General features: G+C 30.8%; 3 protein-coding genes. 2 read left to right on the forward strand and 1 reads right to left on the reverse strand.

Annotated features, from left to right (window positions below):
* Positions 1-229: 229 nt before the first annotated feature.
* Entirely contained in the window at positions 230-580 is a 351-nt protein-coding gene (locus ACFILO_RS09435; protein WP_273783835.1) for a type II toxin-antitoxin system RelE/ParE family toxin, read from the forward strand.
* 1 nt (position 581) lies between these two features.
* Positions 582-905, forward strand: a complete 324-nt coding sequence (locus ACFILO_RS09440; RefSeq protein ID WP_015856199.1) for a helix-turn-helix domain-containing protein — start codon at positions 582-584, stop codon at positions 903-905.
* 20 nt (positions 906-925) lie between these two features.
* Here the strand turns inward: ACFILO_RS09440 and ACFILO_RS09445 are convergent.
* The coding region (locus tag ACFILO_RS09445; protein ID WP_375678210.1) for a hypothetical protein at positions 926-1,143 on the reverse strand (218 nt) is incomplete at its 5' end.

Consider the following 1,143-nt stretch of genomic DNA (forward strand, 5'->3'; position numbering starts at 1 on the left):
TAACAATCCAATCAAAAGCAAATGCATATTCAATAAATATCTGCAAAAAACGTTCTTTTTACATTTGGAAGCGTTGGTTTTTACAAAGCAGCTTTTCATAAGATAAATAAACAATTATGGTTTTTTGTTACCATTTTTATCAAGTCAATTTTATTAATAATAGTTATTAAAAAATCACAAAATTAGAATAACCACTTGAAAATATACCCATATGGGTATATTAATAATCATGAGTAAAATAAAACGTATCATATGGCTTGGTTCTTCACTCAAAGATATAAAAAGTCTTCCTGATCTTATTCAACAAAGGATTGGTTATGCTCTTTATCTTGCTCAGATAGGAGATAGAGGAGAAAATGTTAAGGTTCTCAAGGGGTTTGGATCTGCCAATGTTCTAGAAATTATTGAACGCGATATTCAAGGAACTTATCGCGCTGTTTATACGATACAATATAAAAAATCTCTTTATGTGTTGCATTGTTTTCAGAAAAAATCGACCCGTGGCATTGCAACACCAAAACCAGACATTAATCTGATTAAAGAACGTCTCAAGTTAGTAGAACAATTAGAAGGGAATTAAAATGATCAATGTTTTTCACGGTAGTTCCAATGTTTATGCGGATCTTGGCTTTTCAGATTCCAGAGAGATGCTTATCAAAGCGCAACTTGCTCATAAGATTAGTCAAATTCTGAAAGAAAAAAACTTAACACAAAAACAGGCTAGTCAACTTTTGAAAATGACTCAACCAAAACTGTCTAAACTCTTAAGTGGAGAATTTCGAGGAATTAGTGAAATGAAAATGCTTGAGTGTTTGGCAAAATTGGGAAACGATATAAAGATTATTGTTAATCCGAAAGAAGTTAAAACGCTTGAAGGACATTTTGAAGTTGTTTTTTCTTCTTAAACTTCTTTATGATTAGCTTTTTATGGTCTATTCATACATGGCAATCTTATATAAAAAATAGTCAAATGAATCACGTATAAAAGTGTGGATTCTTGAGTGGATTCATATAAAATAATTACAAACAAACTATTGACTTTATTGTATTTTTGTTTATAATGTCCTTCAACAAGCGTGACCATCCGACGACCGTTTTCAACATCAATGCTCCCTTCATCACTGTAATAATCAAGATCATTAT

The organism is Bartonella sp. AP72JLCBS (assembly GCF_042195705.1).
Lineage (GTDB): Bacteria > Pseudomonadota > Alphaproteobacteria > Rhizobiales > Rhizobiaceae > Bartonella.